At 74.6% G+C, this 20,466-nt stretch carries 18 protein-coding genes; 15 read left to right on the top strand and 3 right to left on the bottom strand.

What is annotated here, in order from left to right:
• Positions 1 to 77: 77 nt before the first annotated feature.
• Together ABD823_RS21820 and ABD823_RS21815 are read right to left on the bottom strand one after the other, a co-directional pair.
• Positions 78 to 1,511, bottom strand: coding sequence for a phytoene desaturase family protein (locus ABD823_RS21820; protein WP_344862489.1), 1,434 nt, complete (start codon positions 1,509 to 1,511; stop codon positions 78 to 80).
• Complete coding sequence (locus ABD823_RS21815; RefSeq protein WP_344862487.1) at positions 1,499 to 2,296, bottom strand: carotenoid biosynthesis protein; 798 nt, start codon at positions 2,294 to 2,296, stop codon at positions 1,499 to 1,501. Before ABD823_RS21815 ends, ABD823_RS21820 begins: the two co-directional genes overlap by 13 nt.
• Positions 2,297 to 2,569: 273 nt before the next feature.
• Between ABD823_RS21815 and ABD823_RS21810 the strand changes: the two genes are divergently transcribed.
• The 13 genes from ABD823_RS21810 to ABD823_RS21750 all read left to right on the top strand — a co-directional run bounded on the left by ABD823_RS21810 (position 2,570) and on the right by ABD823_RS21750 (position 17,459).
• On the top strand, positions 2,570 to 3,088 hold the full coding sequence (locus ABD823_RS21810) for a MaoC family dehydratase (protein WP_344862485.1): 519 nt from the start codon (positions 2,570 to 2,572) through the stop codon (positions 3,086 to 3,088).
• 61 nt (positions 3,089 to 3,149) lie between these two features.
• A complete protein-coding gene (locus tag ABD823_RS21805) occupies positions 3,150 to 4,310 on the top strand; it encodes an acyl-CoA dehydrogenase family protein (protein ID WP_344862483.1) in 1,161 nt (386 codons plus the stop codon).
• Between the two features lie 110 nt (positions 4,311 to 4,420).
• Positions 4,421 to 4,972, top strand: a complete 552-nt coding sequence (locus ABD823_RS21800) for a TetR/AcrR family transcriptional regulator (RefSeq protein WP_344862481.1) — start codon at positions 4,421 to 4,423, stop codon at positions 4,970 to 4,972.
• 66 nt (positions 4,973 to 5,038) lie between these two features.
• Entirely contained in the window at positions 5,039 to 7,246 is a 2,208-nt protein-coding gene (locus tag ABD823_RS21795) for an MMPL family transporter (RefSeq protein ID WP_344862479.1), read from the top strand.
• Between the two features lie 95 nt (positions 7,247 to 7,341).
• Complete coding sequence (locus ABD823_RS21790) at positions 7,342 to 8,538, top strand: sensor histidine kinase (protein ID WP_344862477.1); 1,197 nt, start codon at positions 7,342 to 7,344, stop codon at positions 8,536 to 8,538.
• Between the two features lie 58 nt (positions 8,539 to 8,596).
• On the top strand, positions 8,597 to 9,907 hold the full coding sequence (locus ABD823_RS21785; protein ID WP_344862475.1) for an MFS transporter: 1,311 nt from the start codon (positions 8,597 to 8,599) through the stop codon (positions 9,905 to 9,907).
• Positions 9,908 to 9,963: 56 nt separating this feature from the next.
• Positions 9,964 to 10,725, top strand: a complete 762-nt coding sequence (locus tag ABD823_RS21780; protein WP_344862473.1) for a LytR/AlgR family response regulator transcription factor — start codon at positions 9,964 to 9,966, stop codon at positions 10,723 to 10,725.
• Positions 10,722 to 11,300 (top strand): hypothetical protein, encoded by a 579-nt coding sequence (locus ABD823_RS21775; RefSeq protein WP_344862471.1) that lies wholly within the window; start codon positions 10,722 to 10,724, stop codon positions 11,298 to 11,300. Before ABD823_RS21780 ends, ABD823_RS21775 begins: the two co-directional genes overlap by 4 nt.
• A 106-nt stretch (positions 11,301 to 11,406) precedes the next feature.
• Positions 11,407 to 13,137, top strand: a complete 1,731-nt coding sequence (locus ABD823_RS21770) for a sodium/solute symporter (RefSeq protein ID WP_344862469.1) — start codon at positions 11,407 to 11,409, stop codon at positions 13,135 to 13,137.
• A gap of 70 nt (positions 13,138 to 13,207) precedes the next feature.
• Positions 13,208 to 14,119, top strand: a complete 912-nt coding sequence (locus ABD823_RS21765; protein WP_344862467.1) for a hypothetical protein — start codon at positions 13,208 to 13,210, stop codon at positions 14,117 to 14,119.
• Positions 14,097 to 15,242 (top strand): hypothetical protein, encoded by a 1,146-nt coding sequence (locus tag ABD823_RS21760; RefSeq protein WP_344862465.1) that lies wholly within the window; start codon positions 14,097 to 14,099, stop codon positions 15,240 to 15,242. Before ABD823_RS21765 ends, ABD823_RS21760 begins: the two co-directional genes overlap by 23 nt.
• A 319-nt stretch (positions 15,243 to 15,561) precedes the next feature.
• The gene (locus tag ABD823_RS21755; RefSeq protein ID WP_344862463.1) at positions 15,562 to 15,852 is read left to right on the top strand and encodes a DUF485 domain-containing protein; all 291 of its coding nucleotides are present in this window, start codon (positions 15,562 to 15,564) and stop codon (positions 15,850 to 15,852) included.
• Entirely contained in the window at positions 15,849 to 17,459 is a 1,611-nt protein-coding gene (locus ABD823_RS21750; protein WP_344862461.1) for a solute symporter family protein, read from the top strand. The genes ABD823_RS21755 and ABD823_RS21750 overlap by 4 nt, the downstream gene beginning before the upstream one ends.
• Positions 17,460 to 17,626: 167 nt before the next feature.
• Here the strand turns inward: ABD823_RS21750 and ABD823_RS21745 are convergent, their stop codons facing one another.
• Entirely contained in the window at positions 17,627 to 18,550 is a 924-nt protein-coding gene (locus ABD823_RS21745) for an aldo/keto reductase (protein WP_344862459.1), read from the bottom strand.
• Positions 18,551 to 18,655: 105 nt separating this feature from the next.
• On the opposite strand from ABD823_RS21745, the gene ABD823_RS21740 reads away from it, so the two are divergent.
• Complete coding sequence (locus ABD823_RS21740; protein WP_344862457.1) at positions 18,656 to 19,711, top strand: alpha/beta hydrolase; 1,056 nt, start codon at positions 18,656 to 18,658, stop codon at positions 19,709 to 19,711.
• 146 nt (positions 19,712 to 19,857) lie between these two features.
• A complete protein-coding gene (locus tag ABD823_RS21735; protein WP_344862455.1) occupies positions 19,858 to 20,460 on the top strand; it encodes a TetR/AcrR family transcriptional regulator in 603 nt (200 codons plus the stop codon).
• Positions 20,461 to 20,466: the final 6 nt, after the last annotated feature.

Genomic DNA, 20,466 nt, shown 5'->3' with positions numbered 1-20,466 from the left:
GGCCAGCCGCTCGGCGGCGGCGACCGCGGCGGCGGCCTGCAGCCCGGTCAGCGCGGCCCGCGCCGCGGCGCGCGGGCTCACCGGGGGAAGTCCTCGGCCACCAGCGCCGCCACGATGCGGCCGCCCATCGCCACCAGCGGCAGGCCGCCCCCCGGATGCGCCGAGCCGCCCACCAGGTACAGGCCGCGGCGCGGCCCCCGGTTGCCGGGGCGGCGCAGCGGGGCCAGCGGACCGCCGTGCGCGCCGCCGTAGATCGCCCCGCCCCAGGCGCCGTAGCGGTCGCGCAGGTCGGCGGGGGTGAACAGGTCGGCGAAGCGGAGCCGGCCCGACAGGTCGAGCCCCCGCTCCGCCAGCCGCTCCAGCACCAGGTCCCGGTAGGCGTGCGGGGGCATCGGCCACCGGGAGGGGTCGCGGGCCGGGACGTTGACCAGCACCGTCCAGCTCTCGCAGCCGTCCGGCGCCTGCGACGGGTCGTCGACGGCCGGGCAGCCGACGTAGAGGGTCGGGTCCTCCGGCGGACGCCGCCGGTCGAAGATGTCGGCGAACTCCCGCCGGTAGTCGGCGGAGAAGAGCACCGAGTGGTGCGCCAGGCCCTCGGTGCGCCCCTCCACCCCGGCCAGCAGCAGGAAGGCCGAGGACGACAGGCCCAGCGAGGCGATCCGGCGCAGCCGCCGCCGGTCCGGCAGCAGCCGCCCGTACAGCGCCGCCGCGTCGGTGTTGGCGACCACCGCGTCGGCGCGCACGCGCTCGCCGCAGGCCAGCCGCACCCCCAGCACGCGCTCGCGGTCGGCGAGCACCTCGGCGACCTCGGTCTCCAGGGCGACCTCCACGCCGGCCTTCTCCAGCGCCGCGGCCAGCGCGTCGGCGAGGCGGGGCAGCCCGCCCGCCACGTACCAGCCGCCCCCGCCGTGTTCGAGCGCGACCGCGCTGCCCAGCGCCGCGGGCGCCCGGTAGGGGCTGGATCCGGCGTAGGTGGCGTAGCGGCCGGCGTACTGGCGCAGCCGCGGGTCGGTGAAGAAGCGGCGGGCCAGCCCGTCCAGGGTCCGGCCGGGCGCGACCGCCAGCAGGTCGCGGGGGCGGGCGCCGGAGCGCGGCCGGGAGAGCGCGGGCCCGGCGAAGAAGGTGCGCCGCGACGCGGCCAGGCACTCGCGGGCCCAGGCGTGGAAGGCCCGCCACCGGTGCCCCTGCCCCGGGGCGAGGCGTTCCACGGCCGCGGCCATGCGCTCCGGGTCGCGGTGCGCGGTCAGCACCGAGCCGTCGGCGAAGCGGTAGCGGCACAGCTCGCGCGGCTCGACCAGCTCCAGCTCCAGGCCCAGGCCGGTGAACAGCTCCGGCAGCGTCAGCAGGGACGGGCCGAGGGAGAAGGCGAAGCCGTCGCGCCGGTGCTCGGCGAGCTTGCCGCCCAGCCGGGGCAGCCGCTCGCAGACGCGGACGCGGTGCCCCGCGCGGGCCAGCAGCAGCGCGGCCACCATGCCGCCGACGCCGCCGCCCGCCACGATCACCTCCGCCATCGCCGCCCCCAGGCGAGCAGGACGAACACTCCCATGCAGCTCCCTCCGGCGGCGGCGACCAGCGGGTCGGGCGGGTGGAAGACCGCCGCGAACCCGATCGTCTCCATGGCCGCCATCACGGTGTAGATCGCCAGCAGTCCGGTGCTCCGCGCCGCGGGCTCGGCCACTGCCCGCTCGATCACCGCCATCACCAGCAGCGACACCAGCAGCCAGCCGGCGAAGTTGGTGAGCGGGACGCCCCGGTAGGGGCCGGGGTCGTGCCAGGCCCACAGGCCCAGCCGGATCATCTGCGGATCGAGGAACAGGTCCCACGCGGTGAGCGCCGCCGCGCCCAGCGCCACGCGGCCGGCCCGGCCGCCCGGCAGCGCGGCGGAGGCCGCCGCGTGGGCGGCCAGGCCCATGCCGCCCCAGGCCAGCGCCACGGCCACCGGCACCCCGCCGAGCTGCGGCTGGAGCACGCCGGTGTAGTGGTAGCCGCCGAACGGCAGGCCCGTCCTGAGCCCGATCCACTCCGCGGCGTACCCGGCGGCGGCCGCGGCGCCGAACGCCGCGGCGGCCCTGGGGAGGGTGTGGACCGCCGCGGCGAAGGCGAGCGCGCCGGCCGCGAGCAGGAGCACGACCACGCCGGTGAGCAGGATCGGGCGCGGTTGCAGTCCGGTCGCCACCTGCGCCGCCACCATGGCGGACAGGAGCGCGGTCCCGGCCCGGTGCCACCCCGCGCGCGCGGCGCGGGACCGGGCCGGGACCGCCGTACGGCCCGGGGTCACGGCCTGCTCACCGGTCACCGTGCTCTCCTCTCCGCCCGCGGGCGCGCCTGCCGCGACCCGTTCCCCGGATGGTTCTCTCCCGCCGGATGCATCCGGCACCCCCTGTCCTGACCTGCTTCGGGGAAACCCGGTGACCGCCGCGCCGCGGGCCGTACGGCCGGCCCGGACGGGCACGGCGGGGGAGGGCGGCGGGCGGACGGGACCATTGACCGCGCAACGACCCTGCCGCTAGCGTCGGGAGCCCCGCGGTCGGCCGCCGGGGAGCGAGGAGCGGGGGAGCAGGGAGAAGGCGTGACCGTGCACGGACCCGGCCTCGGCCGGTACTACGAGGACTTCACCGTCGGCGACGTCTACCGGCACCCGCTCGGCCGCACGATCAGCGAGGCCGACAACACGTGGTTCACGCTCCTGACCGTGAACACGAACCAGAACCACTTCAACGCCCACTTCGCCGCGGGCGCCCCGGTCGGGCGGATCATCGTCAACTCGGGGCTGACCGTGGCGATCGTGCTCGGCCTGTCGGTCATCGACGTCAGCCAGAACGCGTCGATGAACCTCGGCTGGGAGGAGATCCGGCTGACGCATCCGGTGTTCGTCGGCGACACGCTGTACGCCGAGTCGATCGTGACCGAGACGCGCGAGTCCAGGTCGCGGCCGTACGCCGGGATCGTCACCTGCCGTACCCGCGGCCTCAACCAGGACGGCGACGAGGTCCTGTCCTGGCGGCGGAGCGTCATGGTCTACAAGCGCGACGCCCCCCACGACAAGGGCTTCTTCCCGCAGGCCAGGAACGGCCCCATGACGCTCTAGCGGACGGCGCCCGCCCCGGACGGCGCCCGCCCCCTTCCGCACGGCTGAAAGGACGCATGGAGTGGACTTCGAGCTGAACGACGAGCAGCGGCTGTTCCGGCGGACCCTGCGGGAGTTCGTCGAGGCGGAGATCGTCCCGGTCGCCCCGGAGTGGGAGCGGACCGGCCGCTACCCGGCCGAGATCGTCGAGCGGTTCAAGGAGCTGGGGCTGTTCGGCATCACGGTCCCCGAGGAGTACGGCGGGCTCGCGCTGGACCGGGTCTCCTTCGCCCTGGTCTTCGAGGAGATCGCCCGCGGGTGGATGGGCGTGGCCGGGGTGCTCGGCTCGCACTCGCTGTCGGCGTGGATGATCGCGAAGTACGGCACCGAGGAGCAGAAGAAGGCCTACCTGCCGGACCTGGCCACCGGCGCCCGCCGTACCGGGATCGCGCTGACCGAGCCGGGCGCGGGCACGGACCTGCAGGGCATCGCCACCCGCGCGGTGCGCGACGGCGACCACTACGTCATCAACGGCACCAAGACGTGGATCACCAACGCCCGGCACGCCGACCCGATGCCCGTCCTGGTCAAGACCTCGGTCACCGAGCCCGCGCACCGGGGGATGTCGCTCGTCCTCGTCGAGGCGGGCACCCCCGGCTACTCCGTCGGCCGCGACCTGCCCAAGCTCGGCTACAAGGGCACCGAGACCTGCGAGGTCGTCCTGGAGGACGTGCGCGTGCCGGTCTCGGCGCTGCTCGGAGGGGTGGAGGGCCGGGGCATGCAGCAGGCCCTGTCGGCGCTGGAGCTCGGCCGGATCAACATCGCCGCCCGCGCGGTCGGCGTCTCCCAGTGCGCCTACGACGCCGCGCTGGAGTACTCCCGCCGGCGGCAGGCCTTCGGCCGGCCCATCTCCGACTTCCAGGCGATCCAGCTCAAGCTCGCCGACATGGCCACCGAGATCCAGGCGGCCCGGCTGCTGACCTACTGGGCGGCGGTCCGCTCGGAGGCGGGCGCGGTCAACGCCGAGGCCGCGATGGCCAAGTACCTCGCCTCGGAGACGGCGCTGCGCACCACGATGGAGGCGATGCGGATCCACGGCGGCTACGGCTACTCCCAGGAGTTCGTGGTGGAGCGCCTCTACCGCGACGCGCCCCTCATGGCCATCGGCGAGGGCACCAACGACGTGCAGCGGATGGTCATCGCCCGGGCCCTCGTCTCGGGCGCGGCCCGGATCGGCTGGTGAGCCGGCCGGGAGGAATCTCCGGAAATGTGAGATAAGCCACCTCCGAAACCTGTCCGATCGGTCAGACCCTGACCGATCGGACAGGCATCCTGGGGAGGGGAGGTGGTTCCGTGTCGCGCAGCGCTCGTCCGAGCACCCGTGAGGAGATCCTGGCCGCGGCGTCCAGGCTGTTCGCCGCCGCGGGCTTCAAGGGCACGTCGTTGCAGGACATCGCCGGCGCGGTCGGCTGCTCCAAGGCCGCGCTGCTGTACCACTTCGACGGCAAGGACGCGATCCTGGCCGAGCTGCTGGCCCCCGCGGTCGAGGCGTTCCGCGCGCTCGACGCCCGGCTGGCCGCCCTCGACGACGAGGCCGTACGGCCCGCGGCCGTCGAGGGGTACGTCGACCTCGTGCTCCGCTTCCGCCGGGAGGTCACCGTCCTGTACGGCGACATCCCGGAGCTGCTCCAGCGCCCGGCCTTCGCCGGCGTGCACGAGCTGACCGAGCGGCTCCGGGAGGCGCTGACCGGGCGCTCCCGCACCCCGCAGGCGTGCGCCGCCGCGCTGCTGGTGCTCGGCGGCGTGCCGGTCGCCTGCATGGAGCAGCCCGACGTCGACGCCGGCGAGCTGCGCGAGGTCCTGGTCCGGAGCGCGGCCCGCGCCCTGGACGTCCCCGGCTCCTGACGCGCCCTCCCGCGCCACCCGCCTCTTTCCACCGACTCTTCCCGACATTCCCGGCAAGGATTTCTCATGGCGACCCTGTTGTACCGGCTCGGCCGAGCCTCGTTCCGCCACCGGCGGATGGTCCTCGCCCTGTGGCTGGCCCTGCTGGCCGCCCTCGGCGGCGCCGCCGTCGCCCTCATGGGCCCCACGGCGAGCAACTTCACGATGCCCGGCACCGAGTCGCAGCGCGCGCTCGACACCCTGGCCGAGCAGTTCCCCCAGGCCTCCGGGGCGACCGGCACCATCGTCGTCGCGGCCCCCGAGGGGCGGCAGCTGACCTCCGGGCAGGACGCCGCGACCGTCCAGGCGCTGGTGAAGGAGGCCGCGGCCCTGCCCGGCGTGCTGGCCGCCCTCGACCCGTTCCAGACCAAGGCGGTCTCCCCGGACGGCCGCCACGCCCTCATCCAGGTGCAGTTCAGCGCCCGCGGCGACGAGGTGACCGACGCCCAGCGCGAGGCCTACGCGAAGGTGGGCGCGGCCGCGGAGGGCACCGGCCTGCGGGTGGCGGCGGGCGGCGAGGTGACGTCCGCCGAGCCGGAGATCGGCTCCACCGAGGCCCTCGGCGTCGCGGTCGCGGCGATCGTCCTCGTCATCACCTTCGGGTCGCTGGTCGCGGCCGGCATGACCCTGCTCAACGCGCTCATCGGCGTCGGCGCCGGCATGGCCGGCCTGTACGCCCTCAGCGGCACCGTCGAGCTGACCAGCACCGCCCCCGTCCTCGCCCTCATGCTCGGCCTGGCCGTCGGCATCGACTACTCGCTGTTCATCACCTCCCGGCACCGGCAGAACCTCCTCGACGGGCTGGAGCCCGAGGAGGCCGCCGCGCGCGCCGTCGGCACCGCCGGATCGGCCGTCGTCTTCGCCGGCGCCACCGTGGTCATCGCGCTGGCGGGCCTGGCGGTGGTCGGCATCCCGTTCCTGACCGTCATGGGCCTGGCCGCCGCGGGCACCGTCGCCGTCGCCGTCGCCGTGGCGATCACGCTCCAGCCCGCCCTGCTCGGCTTCGCCGGCCGCCGCATCCTGCCCCGCAGGCACCGCGCCGCCGCGCCGGAGGCCGGTGCGAAGAGCGGTGCGGAGACCGGCGGAGAGAACGGCGGGCGGCCCCCGTTCGGCTTCCGCTGGGGGTACTTCGTCACCCACCACCGGCTCCCGTTCATCCTCGCCGGCGTGGTCGCCCTGGGCGCGCTTGCCATCCCCGCGGCGGACATGCGCCTGGCGCTGCCCGACGCCGGAACCGCGCCGGCCGGCTCCTCCGCGCGCCAGGCCTACGACCTCACCGCCGAGGGCTTCGGCCCCGGCTTCAACGGCCGCCTGGTCGCCGTCGTCACGGCCGACTCCGCGCCGGCCGCGCAGCAGGCCGTGGCGCAGGCCGCCACCCTGATCCAGGGCACGCCCGGAGTCCTCGCCGTCGCCCCGCAGGGCTTCAACGCCGAGGGCACCACCGCGCTGCTGAGCGTGATCCCCAAGACCGGCCCGACCGACGAGGCCACCGAGACGATGGTCCACGAGATCCGCGAGCGGGTCGCCGGCGTCTCCGGTGCGAAGGTCGCCCTGACCGGCGTCACCGCGGTCGGCATCGACATCTCCGAGAAGCTCTCGGACGCCCTGCCCGTCTACCTGCTGCTCGTCGTGGGCCTGTCCGTCCTGCTGCTGATGCTGGTCTTCCGCTCGGTGCTCGTCCCGGTCAAGGCGGCCCTCGGCTTCCTGCTCACCGTCGGCGCCACCTTCGGCATCACCGTCGCGGTCTTCCAGGAGGGGCACCTGGCCGACCTGGTCGGCCTGGACACGCCCGGCCCGCTGGTCAGCTTCCTGCCGATCCTGCTCATCGGCATCCTGTTCGGCCTCGCCATGGACTACCAGGTCTTCCTGGTCTCCCGGATGCGGGAGGACTTCGTGCACGGCGACACCGCCCGGCAGGCCACCGTCAACGGCATGGGCCACGGCGGCCGCGTCGTCACCGCCGCCGCGCTCATCATGATCTCCGTCTTCGGCGGCTTCGTGCTCATGGACGACGCGATCATCAAGTCGATGGGCTTCGCCCTGGCCCTCGGCGTCGCCATCGACGCCTTCGTGGTCCGGATGACGATCGTGCCGGCCGTCATGTCCCTGCTCGGCGAGCGCGCCTGGTGGCTGCCCCGGTGGCTGGACCGCGCCCTGCCCAACGTGGACATCGAGGGCGAGGGCCTGCGCGCGCACCTCGACCGCGACGCGGAGAAGGTCCCCGCGGGGGTCTGACCGGACGCCGCGGCCCCGTCCGGACGCGGGGCCGCGGCGGGCGGATCCCCGGCGGGGGTCGCCCGGGGCGGGCGGGTGCGGATAGGGTCCGGGGCGTGGAACCCGTCGTCGCCGTCCTGCTGGTCATCGCCCTGGTCGGCGTCCCGGCCCTGGTGCTCTGGCGGGTGCTGCGCGGGCGGCGGGAGCTGGGCAGCAGCCCGGCGGAGCGGGCCACGTTCGAGACCCTGCACACCGCCTCCCTCGCCGCCCCGCCGCTGCGCGCCGGCCTGACCGAGGCCGGCGCGCAGAAGGCCTCCCGGCACCTGCGCGCGCTGCTCGGCTCCCCGGCGCTGGCGATCACCGACGAGGAGCGGCTCCTGGTCTACGACGGCGCGGGCGACCACCACGCCCAGCAGGCGTTCGAGCACGCCGGCAAGACCCTGGCCGACGGCCGCACCCAGGTCCTCGGCCCGGAGATCGTCGCGTGCGACCTCCCGGAGTGCCCGATCCGCTTCGCGGTCGTGGTGCCGCTGACCACCGACGGCCGGGTGGTCGGCTCGCTGGCGGCCTACGGCGGGCACGCCTCGGCGGGGCTGGTCCGGGCCGCCCACGAGGTCGCCAACTGGGTCGACTCGCAGCTGGAGCTGGCCGAGCTCGACCGCTCCCGGACCCGGCTGATGGAGGCGGAGGTCCGGGCGCTGCGCGCGCAGATCTCCCCGCACTTCATCTACAACTCGCTGACCACGATCGCGAGCTTCGTCCGCTCCGATCCGGACCGCTCCCGGGAGCTGCTGCTGGAGTTCGCGGACTTCACCCGCTACTCCTTCCGGCGGCACGGGGAGTTCACCACGCTCGCCGAGGAGCTGCGCTCCATCGACCGCTACCTGACCCTGGAGCGGGCCCGCTTCGGCGACCAGTTGGAGGTCACGCTCCGGATCGCGCCGGAGGTGCTGCCGGTGGCGGTGCCGTTCCTGTGCCTGCAGCCGCTGGTGGAGAACGCCGTACGGCACGGCCTGGAGAGCAAGCCCGGCGTGGGCCGCATCTCGATCGTCGCCGAGGACGCGGGGGCCGAGTGCCGGATCAGCGTCGAGGACGACGGGGTCGGCATGGACCCCGAGCGGGTGCGCCGCATCCTGGCCGGCCGCGCCGACGAGCGGTCGGGGACCGGGGGAGTGGGCCTGGCCAACGTCGACGAGCGGCTCCGCCAGGTCTACGGCGACGAGTACGGCCTGGTGGTGGAGACCGGCCGGGGCGCGGGGACCAAGGTGAGCGTGCGCCTGCCCAAGTACCGCCCCGGGGTCTCGGCCCGTTGACCCCGCTTCCGCCGTCCCGCATGCTCTGCGCGGGACAGTCCCCCACCCCGGAGGTGCGATGAACGCCAGCCGTACCGGCATCCCCGGCCCGGAGCGGGAAGGGCCGGTCGCCAGGCCGGGGCGGGAGAGGCCGGCCCCGGACGGGCTGGGGCGGCGGTTCTGGACGCTGTTCTCCTCCAGCACCGTCTCCAACCTCGCCGACGGCGTGGGCCGGGTCGCCTTCCCCCTGCTGGCGGTGACCCTCACCCGCGACCCGGTGCTCGTCGCGGCGGTGTCGTCGCTGACCATCCTGCCGTGGCTGCTGTTCGCGATCCTCAGCGGCGCGCTGGTGGACCGGTTCGACCGGCGCCGGGCGATGATCGCCGCGCAGCTCGTGCGGGCCGCGGTCGTCGGCCTGCTCACGGTGGCGGTGGTGGCCGGGCAGGCGGCGCTGTGGATGCTCTACGCGGCGGCCTTCGTGCTCGGCGCCGTCGAGACGCTCTACGACAACGCCGCCCACTCCATGACGCCCGCGGTGGTCCGGCGCGACCAGCTGGAGAAGGCGAACGGCAGGATGGAGGCGGCCTCGACCGTCGTCGAGAACTTCCTCGGCGCCCCGCTGGCCAGCGCGCTGTTCGTCGCCGCCGCCGCGCTGCCGTTCCTGGCGAACTCGCTGGGCTTCCTGCTGGCCGGGGTGCTGCTGCTCCTGCTGCCCGGCCGCTACCGGGCCGAGCCGCAGGGGGAGCGCCCCGCGAACCTGCGCGCGGAGATGGCCGAGGGGGTGCGCTGGTTCTGGAACCACCGGCTGATCCGCGGGCTCACCATCGTGGCGGGCCTGTCCGGGGCGGCGTTCACCGCGGTGACGGCGGTGATGGTGCTGTACGTGACGGACGTGCTGAAGCTGCCCGCCGCCGCGTACGGCTGGTTCATGCTGGCCTCCGGGGTCGGCGGCGTGGTGGGCGGGCTGGTCGTGCCGGCGCTGGTGCGGCGCTGGTCGCGGGCCGCGGTGATGGCCGTCGCGCTGACGCTCCCCGGGCTCTGCTTCGTGCTCATCGGCGTCCTGCCGTCCCCGGCGGCGCTGGCGGCCTCGATGCTGCTGGGCGGCGGGTCGCTGCTGGTGTGGAACGTGCTGGTCATGTCGGTGCGCCAGGCCCTGGTCCCGCCGCACCTGTTCGGCCGCGTGCTCGGGGTGATCCGCACGCTGCTGTGGGGCCTGATGCCGCTCGGCGCGCTGGCTGGCGGCCTGCTGGCCCGCCTGTACGGCCTGCAGACCGTCGCGGTGGCCTGCGGCGGCGCGCTGGTGGTGCTCATGGTGCCGCTCTCGGTGACCCTGTACCGGCACCGGGCCCTGCTGCGCGCGCTGGACCGGCCGGAATCTGTTGACATGTGATGTCTGAATCATCACCCTTTAGGGGATTCCGTGGTGAACGATCCGGAGGAACGAGAGTGAGCGGCCTGCGCGTCCTGGCGGTGGACGACGAGCTTCCCGCCCTGGAGGACCTGGCCTACCTGCTGCGGGACGACCCCCGCATCGAGGAGGTGGCCCTCGCCCGGGACGGGGCCGCGGCGCTGCGCGCGCTGGACCGCGCCATCGCCGACGGGCGGCCGATCGACGCGGTCTTCCTCGACATCCGGATGCGCGGACTGGACGGGGTGGTGCTCGGTAGGCTGCTGTCGCAGTTCGCGAACCCGCCCCGGGTGGTCTTCGTGACCGCCTACGAGGAGCACGCCGTGGACGCCTTCGAGATCAAGGCCGAGGACTACCTGCTCAAACCGGTCCGGCCGGAACGGCTCGCCGAGGCCATCCGGCGGGTGTGCGTCTCGGCCGAGATCCCCGACGCCGACGGCGCCGGCCGTGCCGACCCGCAGACGATCCCCGTCGAGCTCGGCGGCGTGACCCGGTTCGTCTCCAGCACCGACGTCCGCTACGTCGAGGCGCAGGGCGACTACGCCCGCCTGCACACCGCCGGGGGCAGCCACCTGGTCCGCATCTCGCTGGCGACGCTGGAGGAGCGCTGGGCCTCGGCGGGCTTCGTCCGGGTGCACCGCAGCCACCTGGTCGCGGTCAAGCACATCGACGAGCTGCACATCGACTCCGGCCGCTGCGTGGTCCGCGTCGGCGGCACCGAGATCCCGGTCAGCCGCCGCCACACCCGCGAGCTGCGCGACCTGCTGGTGCGGCGGGCCCGCAAGGGCAGGTCCGAGTGACCGCCGGACGGGACGGCGGCGCGGCCGGCCCGGACGCGGGGGAGGACCCGGGCGGGAGCCCGCAGGACGCGGGCGGCGCGGACGCCGCGACCGCCTCCGGCGGGGCCGCCGGGCGGGCCGCGGGCGACAGGGGCGCCGAGCGGGCCCCGGGCCAGCGGCGCCGCGTCGAGCGGGCGCTGCGGGTGGGCGACCGGCTGGTCCGGCCGGCCGAACGCCCCCGCCGGGAGGTCGTGACCAGCCCCAGGACGCGGGCGGCGCGCCGCTCCCGGTATCCCGCCACCCGCGAGATCGACGAGCAGACCCGGCTGGGCGAGGTCTACATGCGCTCCTTGGTGCGCACCCAGTTCCGGCTCGCGTTGTTCGTGTGCACCGTGCTCGCCTGCGTGGTGGGGAGCATGCCGCTGCTGTTCCTGCTCGTGCCCGAACTGCGCGAGCTGCACCTGCTGGGCGTCCCGCTCCCGTGGGCGGTGCTCGCCGGACTGGTCTACCCCGCCCTCGTCGGCGGGGCCTGGTTCTACGTACGGCAGGCCGAGCGCAACGAACGCCACTTCGCCGACCTGATGGAGCGGCATTGACCGGGGACTCCGGGGCCGGGACCCGGGCCCGCCCCGGGACCCGGCGCGGCACCCGGGGTCAGGCACGGGGCGGGGGCGGGGCCGCCGCCCGGACCAAAGGCCCGGCGTGAACACCGCCTACGGGCTCGCGGCCGTCGTGGTCGTGGTGCTGGCCGCCGTCCTCATCGGAGCGTTCGGCCTGCGGCTGTCGCGCACGACCTCCGACTTCTACGTGGCCTCGCGCACGGTCTCGCCGCTCTGGAACGCCTCCGCGATCGGCGGGGAGTACCTGTCGGCCGCCTCCTTCCTCGGCATCGCCGGGCTGATCCTGGCCTACGGCGCCGACATGCTCTGGCTCCCGGTCGGCTGGACGGGCGGCTACCTGGTGCTGCTCGTCCTGGTCTCCGCGCCGCTGCGCCGCTCGGGCGCCTACACGCTGCCGGACTTCGCCGAGGCCCGCCTGGAGTCGATGACCGTGCGCCGCTGCGCCAGCGTGCTCGTGGTGCTGATCGGCTGGCTGTACCTCATGCCGCAGTTCCAGAGCGCCGGGCTGGTGCTGCGCACGATCACCGGGGCGCCCGCCTGGGCCGGAGGCCTGCTGGTGGCGGTCGTCGTCGCGGTCAACGTGCTGTCGGGCGGCATGCGCTCCATCACGTTCGTGCAGGCCTTCCAGTACTGGCTCAAGCTCACCGCGCTCGCCCTGCCCGTGGTGTTCCTGCTGCTGGCCTGGCGGGCCGACGGCGCCCCGTCCCCGGACGGGGACAGGCCCCCCGTCTTCGCCGAGAGGACCACGGTCACCGTCGCCACGGACGTCACCGTGCGGGTGGACGCGCCCGTCGCGGTGACGGTCACCGGGCGCCTGGACGGCCGCTCCCACACGCAGACGCCGCTCACGCTGGCCCCCGGGCGGCACGCCGTCGCCCACGGCGCGGTCATCGTCTTCCCGGCGGGCGCCGCCGTACCGCACGCCGAGAACCTGCCCGCGCTCACCGACCGGCAGTGGGCGCTGCCGCTGGAGAGCAGGGACCATCCGCTGTACTCCACCTACTCGCTGATCCTGGCCACCTTCCTCGGCACCATGGGCCTGCCCCACGTGCTGGTCCGCTTCTACACCAACCCGGACGGCCGGGCGGCCCGCCGTACCACGCTGGTGGTGCTCTCGCTGCTCGGCGCCTTCTACCTGCTGCCGGCGATCTACGGCGCGCTCGGCCGGATCTACGCCCCCGAACTGCTGATGACCGGCCGGACCGACGCGGTGGTGCTGACCCTGCCGGGACGGCTGGTCGGGGGGACGGCCGGCGACCTGCTGTCGGCGCTGGTGACGGCCGGGGCGTTCGCCGCGTTCCTGTCCACCTCCTCCGGGCTGACGGTCTCGGTGGCCGGAGTGATCGGGCAGGACATCCTGCGCGGCGGCGTGCGCTCGTTCCGGGTGGCGACCGTGCTCGCGGTGCTCGTCCCGCTGGCGCTGGCCACCGCGACGCGCTCGCTCCCGGTGGCCGACGTGGTGGGCCTGGCCTTCGCGGTCGCCGCCTCGTCGTTCTGCCCGCTGCTGGTGCTCGGCATCTGGTGGCGGAGGTTCACCGACGCCGGCGCGCTGGCGGGTCTGCTGGCCGGCGGGGGACTGGCCAGCGCGGCGGTGCTCGCCACGATCGTCGCCGGCCCCATCGGCGGCTGGGCCGGGGCCCTGCTGGCACAGCCGGCCGCCTGGACCGTCCCGATCGCCTTCCTCGTCATGGCGGTCGTCTCGCTGCTCACCCCCGGCCGCGTCCCCAAGGGGGTGGCCCGCACGATGGTCCGCCTGCACACCCCGGAGACGCTGAACGTCGACCGGGGGGACTGGCGGCCCCGCGGCTCCTGACGCCCCGGCGTATCCGGACGGTTCCACCGGGTAACTATCCGGACATCGGGGACGGTTCCGGGGGGTGTCCATGGGGAGGACGAAGAGGCGTGCCGCCGCTGCCGCGCTGGCCGCGCTGGTGCTGGCGGGTGCGGCGTGCGGCGGAGAAGGCGGTGGAGGGGACGGCGAGGCGGGGCCGATACCCGACGTGACACCCGACGACAGCCTGGTGCCGACCCGGGGCGGCGAGGACATCCCCGCGGTCGCGGCCGGAGCGCTGAAGGAGTGCGACCGCCGGCTGCGCGCCGGCGAGAACGCGCCCCTGGCCGCGTCGATGGACAAGCGCGCCTCGATGACCTCGCAGGTCACCCTGGCCGTCTGCCGGGCCTGCGGTGGGACGGCGAAGGTCAACCTCGAACGGTACCGGGAAGGGCTGGCGGACCTGCGCACGGCGGAGGAGCTGCGCGAGTACTTCCCCGGCTCCGTGCACGACGCGCTGCTGGAGATGACGCTCCGCGCCCAGGTGAGGGGGTACGTCGCGGTGGGGGACGAGGCGCGGGCGCGCCAGGCCCTCACCCGGCTCGTCCGGCTGGATCCGGCCGCCGCCGACGCCTACATCGGGGAGTGCGAGGCAGCCAGGCCACCGGGCTCGCGGCTGCAGTGCGAGGTGCCCGTGCCGCAGGACTCCCCGGAGACCTCGACGGTCTCGCCGAGTCCGCAGGACACCCCCACCGGGGAACCGGAGACCGCGGAGCCCGAGACGACGGAGCCGGGCACCCCGGAGGAGCCCACCGAGACCGGGACCGGGCCGGAGCCGGCGGAGACCCCGGAGGACACCCCAGCGGAGGAGCCCGAGACGATGGAGCCGGAGACCGCCGAGCCGGAGACGACGGATCCCGGGACGACGGAGGAGCCCGGGGACGGGCCGGGGGCCCCGCCGCAGGACGGGGAGGGCGGGTCCGGCCGGGAGGAGGGCCCCGATGGGGAACGGTCCCGAGGGTGAGGAGCGGGCCGGCCGGCCGGAGAAGGAGACGCACCCGGGGGAGGCCGGTCGGCCGGCCGAGGAGGCGGCCGGGGAGACGGCCGGGGAGGACGGCCGGCCGGGCGAGGAGCCGGCGGCCGGGGAGGAGGCCGCGCAGGAGGAGGCCGGCCGGGGGGCCGAGCGCGCCGTCTCGGACGCCACCCGGTTGTGGCGCGTCCTCACCAACATCGTGGCGCCGACCACGCTCGTCACCGGGCTCATGGTCTACTTCGGCTGGGCGCAGTCGGCCATCGTCTACCGGGCCTTCGGCATCGACCAGAGCGTGCTGGCCCTGTCCCCGCAGGACTACATGTTCCGCAGCGTCAGCGCGACGATGGAGCCGCTGGCCTGGCTGCTGTTCGCCGTCGTGGTCCTCGTCCCCCTCCACGTGCTGCTCATCCGGCTGCTCCTCCGCCACCGAGGGCCGGCGCGCTGGATCGTGGCCGGTGTGGCCGCGGCGGGGTTCGTGCTCTGCCTCGTCGCGATCGTCGGCAGCACGGGGGTCATCCGCTCCGCGCTGCCCGTCGTCCCGATGAGCCTCGGGCTCGGGGTGATGCTGCTGGGCTACGCCGTGCACCTGCGCACCGTGCTGGTGCACCGGCGGTTCTGGCCGATGGGGGAGTCGCCGGCGCTGCGGCTGGTGGGGCGGGTGTCCTTCGCGGGGCTGCTGATCCTGACGCTGCTATGGTCCACGGCCGTCTACACGCAGCTCCGCGGCGCCGACATCGCCCGCGACCTGCTGGCCGACGTCCGGCGGATGCCGTGGGCGGTGGTGTACTCGCCCGAACGGCTGCACATCGAGGGGCCGGGCGTGGTGGAGCGGGACCTCGGGGGCGGCGCGGCGGGCGGCAAGGCGCGCTACCGCTACCGCTACGACGGCCTGCGGCTGCTGCTGCGCGCGAACGGCAGGTACTTCCTCCTGCCCGTCTGCTGGACGGTGGGGGGAGTCTCCCGGGTGGTCGCGCTGCCCGAGGAGGCGTCCCTGCGCCTGGAGTTCTTCCGCATACCGCGCGGCTGGCGTCCGCGCTGCCCGGCCGCCTCGCCGCCGGGGCCGGAGCTCCCGCCGCCCCCGGCCCCCGGACCGGGTCCCGGTGGGCCGTCCTGACCGGTGGGCCGTCCTGACCGGTGGGCCGTCCTGACCGGCGGACCGTTCTGACCGGTGGCACGCCCCGCGCGGTGGCACGGCCCCGGCCGGGCGGTGACAGGACGAAGGCCCGTCCCTCATGCCGTTCGGCGCACGGGATGGACCTTTCACCGCAGGCCGTACCCAGCTGAACGCGGCCCGGCGGCGGCTGGGCGACGAGTCGTTCGGGAGGCCTCCTCGCGGGCCGCCGCCCGCTCCTACGGTGTCCGTGACTCAGATCACACCTGTGGGAGGTCTCCCCTTGACCACCAGACAACATGACGCATCGGTTTACGAACAGGTGCAGGAGAGTGAGCGGTTCCAGGAGCTGAAGCGCCGCTTCCGGGCCTGGACGTTCCCGATGACCGTTGCCTTCCTCGCGTGGTACCTGCTCTACGTGGTGTTGTCCGGCTGGGCGCGCGACTTCATGGGCACCAAGGTGCTGGGCAACATCAACGTCGCCCTCATCTTCGGTTTCCTGCAGTTCGTCTCCACGTTCGGGATCGCCTGGGCCTACTCGCGGCACGCCGAGAAGAAGCTGGACCCGATCGCCGACGAGATCCGGCACGACATCGAGGGGCGGACCGAATGAGCTCCCAGGTACTGTCCACCGTCCTGTTCCTGCTCTTCGTCGCGGCGACGCTGGGCATCACGTTCTGGGCCAGCCGCCAGACCAAGGACGCGGCCGACTACTATGCCGGCGGCCGGTCCTTCAGCGGCGCGCAGAACGGCCTGGCGATCGGCGGCGACTACATGTCGGCGGCGAGCTTCCTCGGCATCGCGGGCATCATCGCGCTGTCCGGCTACGACGGCTTCCTGTACTCGATCGGCTTCCTCGTCGCCTGGCTGGTGGCGCTGCTGCTGGTCGCGGAGCTGATGCGCAACTCCGGCAAGTTCACCATGGCCGACGTGCTGGCCTTCCGGATGAGCCCGCGCCCGGTCCGCACCGCGGCGGGCGTCTCCACCATCGTCGTGTCGATCTTCTACCTGCTGGCCCAGATGGTCGGCGCGGGCGCGCTGGTCGGCCTGCTGCTCGGCGTCACCTCGCCGGTGGGCAAGGCGCTGACGATCGTCGGCGTCGGCGTCCTGATGATCGTCTACGTGGTCGTCGGCGGCATGAAGGGCACCACCTGGGTGCAGATCGTCAAGGCCGTGCTGCTCATGGGCGGCGCGACCCTGGTCACCCTGCTGGTCCTCGGCAAGTACGGCTTCAACCTCTCCTCCCTGCTCGGCGAGGCCGCCGCGCAGAGCGGCAAGGGCGACGCCTTCCTGGAGCCCGGCCTGAAGTACGGCACCGAGGCGCAGGGCCTGGCCGGCAAGCTCGACCTGATCAGCCTCGGCCTGGCGCTGGTGCTCGGCACCGCCGGCCTGCCGCACATCCTGATCCGCTTCTACACCGTGCCCACCGCGAAGGAGGCCAGGAAGTCGGTCCTGTGGGGCATCGGCATCATCGGCGTCTTCTACCTGCTCACCCTCGTGCTGGGCTTCGGCGCGGCGGCCGTGGTCGGCGGTGAGGCGATCGCGGCCCAGGACAAGGCGGGCAACACCGCGGCGCCGATGCTCGCCCAGGAGATCGGCAGGCTGATCTTCGGCGATGTGGGCGGCACGATCCTGCTGGCCGTCATCGCGGCGGTGGCCTTCGCCACCATCCTGGCGGTGGTCGCCGGCCTGACGCTGGCCTCCAGCTCGTCCTTCGCCCACGACTTGTACGCCCACGTGTTCAAGCGCGGCAACGTCACCGACAAGGAGGAGGTCACGGTCGCCCGGATCTCCGCCTTCGTCATCGGCGCGTTCTCCATCGGGCTCGGCATCCTCGCGCAGGGGCAGAACGTGGCCTTCCTGGTCGCGCTGGCCTTCGCGGTGGCCGCCTCGGGCAACCTGCCCGCGATCCTCTACAGCCTGTTCTGGAAGAACTTCAACACCGCCGGCGCGGTCTCGGCCATCTACGGCGGCCTGGGCTCCGCGCTCCTCCTGGTGATCTTCTCGCCGGTCGTGTCGGGCAGCGCCACCGCGCTCTTCCCGAACGCCGACTTCGCGTGGTTCCCGCTGAGCAACCCGGGTCTGATCTCCATCCCGTTCGGCTTCCTGGCCGGATGGGTCGGCACCCGCCTCAGCAAGGAGTACAACGCCGCCAAGTACGCCGAGATCGAGGTCCGCTCGCTCACCGGCGTCGGCGCCGAGAAGGCCGCCCAGCACTAGTCCCCGGACCCCGCCACCGCGGGACCGCGGACACCCCGGTGCCCGGCGGACGGGGCCCGGCCGTCATCATCCGGCCGGGCCCCGTCCGCCCGCTCGCCCCGCCTGCCGTACGGCGGGCCCGGGGACCCGCCGTGCGGCGGCGGTTCAGCGGGACGCCCCGCCGGGGTTCAGCGGGACGCCTCGTCCAGCAGGGCCAGGTCCTCGTCGGTCAGCTTCACGTCGGCGACCGCGAGCAGCGGCCTGAGCTGCTCCACGTCGCGGGCGCTGGCGATCGGCGCGGCCACGGTGGGTTGGGCCGCCAGCCAGGCGAGCGCGATCGTGGCCGGGACGACGCCGTGGGCGGCGGCCACCGTGTCCAGGGCCTCCAGGACCCGCGGGCCGCGCTCGGTCGCGAGGTACTCCGACGCCTTGGGCGCGCGCGGGCTGTCCACCTCGGCGCCGGGCCGGTACTTGCCGGTCAGGAAGCCCCGGGCCAGCCCGAAGTACGGCGTGCTGGTCAGGCACCCCTCGACGACCGCGTCGCGCAGCGCGCCCTCGTAGCCGCGCTCCATGAGGTTGTAGTGCTGCTGGAGCACGCCGTAGCGGACCAGGCCGTCGCGGTCGGAGATCTCCAGCGCCTCGGTGAGGCGCTCGGCGTCGTAGTTCGAGGCGCCGATGTTGCGCACCTTGCCCTCGCGGACCAGCCGGTCGAACGCCTGCAGCGTCTCCTCCAGCGGGGTGTCGCGGTCGTCGATGTGCGCCCAGTACAGGTCGATGTGGTCGGTCTGCAGCCGCCGCAGCGAGTCCTCGACCGCCGCGCGGATGTTCGCCGCGGACAGGCCCTTGCGGGTGGACAGGGAACCGACCTTGGTCGCCACCACCATCCGGTCCCGGTTGCCGCGGGCGGCCATCCACTCGCCGATGATGGTCTCGGACTCGCCGCCGACATGGCCGGGGATCCACTCGGAGTAGGAGTCCGCGGTGTCGATGAAGTTCCCGCCCGCTTCGGCGTAGGCGTCCAGGACCGCGAAGGAGGCGTCCCGGTCGGCCGTCCAGCCGAAGACGTTGCCGCCCAGGCAGAGCGGGAAGAGGTTCAGCTCAGAAAAGCTCATGTCCGCCACTCTATTCCCCGCCGATCGCTCACTTCCGGAGCATCCCCGCAGATCATCTCGGCGCTACCATGTGCCGCGTCGGACGGACGGGCGGAGGCGGCTCGCATGGCACCCGGTTCGCGGTTGCGCGCGCTCCTGGTCGGGGCCGTGGTCCTGGTCGGCCTCTTCGTCCTGGTGGTGGCCGCGACGATCGCGCTGATCACCCGCCAGCGCGCACCCGTCCCCGGACCGGGCCGCACCGCCGCCCCGACCGCCCCCGCCACCGAGCGGCCGGAGGAGTCCGGGCGGCCTGAGCCCCCCGAGGGCGTCGAGGTGCTCAGGGAGCGGCGGCTCGACGGGCGCCGGCTGGACCTGACCCTGCGCTCGAAGGCCCTGGACGACGTCACCGAGGTACGGCTGCTGCTGCCCGAGGGCTGGTCCCCCGGCGCCGGCCGGACCTGGCCGACCCTGTGGCTGCTCCACGGCGGTCTGGACGACCACCGGGCCTGGTCGAGGTCCGACGTGGAGGAGCTGACCGCGGACGCCCCGGTGATCGTCGTGATGCCCGACGGCGGCAGGTGCGGCAGCTACTCCGACTGGCACAACGGTGGGCGGGGCGGCCCGCCCCGCTGGGCCACCCACCACCTGAAGGAACTGCTGCCCCTGCTGGAGAGCAGGTACGGCGCGGGCGGCGAGCGGGCGGTCGCCGGCTACTCGATGGGCGGGCAGGGGGCGATGCTCTACGCCGCCACCGGGAAGTTCGAGGCCGCCGCGTCCTTCAGCGGCGCCGTGCACACGCTGCTGCCCGGCGTGGACCTCGCCGTCATGCTCGGCACCACCGCCGGCTGCCCCGGCACCGACTGGAAGCGCGTCTGGGGCGACCCGCGCGGCGACCGGGAGGTCTGGGAGGAGCACAACCCCTACCACCAGGCCGCGAAGCTGCGCGGGGTCCGCCTCTACGTGGCCTCGGGGGACGGGCGCGCGGGCCGGGGGGAGCTGTTCGGCGACGTCACCGAGGAGCTGGCGCACAAGGCGGCCACCGCCTTCGCCGGCCGGCTGAGGGAGCTCGGCATCCCGGTCGAGACCCGCTTCTACCGGGGCAAGCACAACATGACCTACTGGAACAGGGAGCTGCGCCGGGCGCTGCCCATGCTGCTGTCCTCGATCGGCGCCGGAGGCTGAGCCGTACGGCGCGGCGCGCGGCCTCCGGTGGCCCGCGGCGCGTGCGGTTCCCCTGCGGGCGCGGGCGGGGCGGCCGGGCCGGGCCGTACGGGCCTGTCGCCCCGGCGGCATGGAATCCGTTTCGGCCGCGAGGTTATCGTCGGACCGTGGGAAGCCTCCGCCAGCGCACCAGGAGAGGACGGCGTACCGACGGCACGGGCGGCACCGCGGACGCCGGGGCGCGCGCACGCATCCTGGACGCCGCCGAGGAGCTGTTCGCGCGCCACGGCTACGAGGCGACCCCGACGGCGGAGGTCGCCCGGCTGGCCGGCGTGCCCAAGGGGCTCGTCTTCCACTACTTCCCGAAGAAGATCGACGTGCTGGTCGCGCTGGTCGACGAGCGCACGCTCGTGGAGGAGGCGCCGGAGGTGGAGGCCGTGCCCGGTGACGCGGCGGGCGCCCTGTCCCGGCTGGCCCGCCGCCTGCCGATCATCGCCTCCCCGGCCATGCGGCGCATCCTGTTCCGGGAGGCCGACACGCACGGCTCGGTCCGGGCCCGCCTCGGCCACCTCAACGGCGAGATCGTCCGCCGGGCGCGGTTCGCGCTGGAGCTGGCCCTGCCGGGCGCACGCGGCGACGCCGCCCGGCTGGAGGTCGCGGCGGTCACCTTCGCCGCCGTCCTGCTCCACCAGGAGAACCTCTGCCAGCTCACCGGCCACCACATCGACCCGGACGCGGTGGCCGAGCTGATCGCCCTGGCCCTCGGCTGATCCGCC

The organism is Planomonospora alba, assembly GCF_039534085.1.
Taxonomy (GTDB): domain Bacteria; phylum Actinomycetota; class Actinomycetes; order Streptosporangiales; family Streptosporangiaceae; genus Planomonospora_B; species Planomonospora_B alba.
The sequence above is the reverse complement of the archived record's forward strand: the minus strand, read 5'-3'. Positions and strand labels throughout refer to the sequence as shown.

Bases quoted from the DNA above. Each gene is read 5' to 3' on its own strand.
- ABD823_RS21820 (WP_344862489.1), bottom strand. From the start codon at position 1,511: ATGGCGGAGGTGATCGTGGCGGGCGGCGGCGTCGGCGGCATGGTGGCC.
- ABD823_RS21795 (WP_344862479.1), top strand. From the start codon at position 5,039: ATGGCGACCCTGTTGTACCGGCTCGGCCGAGCCTCGTTCCGCCACCGG.
- ABD823_RS21785 (WP_344862475.1), top strand. From the start codon at position 8,597: ATGAACGCCAGCCGTACCGGCATCCCCGGCCCGGAGCGGGAAGGGCCG.
- ABD823_RS21765 (WP_344862467.1), top strand. From the start codon at position 13,208: ATGGGGAGGACGAAGAGGCGTGCCGCCGCTGCCGCGCTGGCCGCGCTG.
- ABD823_RS21760 (WP_344862465.1), top strand. From the start codon at position 14,097: ATGGGGAACGGTCCCGAGGGTGAGGAGCGGGCCGGCCGGCCGGAGAAG.
- ABD823_RS21750 (WP_344862461.1), top strand. From the start codon at position 15,849: ATGAGCTCCCAGGTACTGTCCACCGTCCTGTTCCTGCTCTTCGTCGCG.
- ABD823_RS21745 (WP_344862459.1), bottom strand. From the start codon at position 18,550: ATGAGCTTTTCTGAGCTGAACCTCTTCCCGCTCTGCCTGGGCGGCAAC.
- ABD823_RS21740 (WP_344862457.1), top strand. From the start codon at position 18,656: ATGGCACCCGGTTCGCGGTTGCGCGCGCTCCTGGTCGGGGCCGTGGTC.